The sequence below is a fragment of the Vibrio sp. 1562 genome (genome assembly GCF_033340155.1).
In the GTDB taxonomy this organism is placed as follows: domain Bacteria; phylum Pseudomonadota; class Gammaproteobacteria; order Enterobacterales; family Vibrionaceae; genus Vibrio; species Vibrio alginolyticus.
In genome coordinates this window covers 1-536 of record NZ_JAWOVY010000702.1, presented here as the reverse complement: position 1 = coordinate 536, position 536 = coordinate 1, and the positions used below count along the sequence as shown (strand labels likewise).

Genomic DNA, 536 nt, shown 5'->3' with positions numbered 1-536 from the left:
GAACCAGAGCCGTTAGAAATTGTGCGCTGGCCACTCGCACAAGCCGAAGAGCTATTAACGCATTTGGACTTCTGCGAAGCACGAAGCATCACGGCGTTAATGTTGGCACTGAAACACTTACCAAACACCACTCACAACAACAATCAATAACGGTGTAAACCGACAAATATTGTGAGTAAGGACTATCACCTATGCCAATGACAAAAGATCTATCTCACCTGCTTCCTCAAGTTATCGAAATTGCCCGCAGTGCGGGACAAATGATTCTCGATATCTACGAGAAAAAGCAATATGAAGCGTATACCAAAAGTGATGAAACACCGGTCACAAGCGCTGATATTGCCGCGCACAAACTCATCACTGAACGTTTAAGTGAACTGACACCAGACATCCCCGTGTTGTCTGAAGAAGCCGCCGACATCAGCTTAGAGCAGCGCGCACAATGGCAGCGTTATTGGTTGGTCGACCCATTAGATGGCACACAAGAATTCATCGCACGCAGTGGCGACTTTGCGACCATCATTGCATTAATTGAC

Annotated in this window: 1 protein-coding gene and 1 pseudogene; both read left to right on the top strand. The window is 46.8% G+C overall.

What is annotated here, in order from left to right; all coding sequences use genetic code 11:
• Positions 1-150, top strand: a pseudogene (locus tag R7Z49_RS27190) (ADP compounds hydrolase NudE); the annotation flags it as partial.
• Between the two features lie 41 nt (positions 151-191).
• Positions 192-536, top strand: a 345-nt coding sequence (locus R7Z49_RS27185; protein WP_318112777.1) for a 3'(2'),5'-bisphosphate nucleotidase CysQ, incomplete at its 3' end; no start/stop codon positions are given.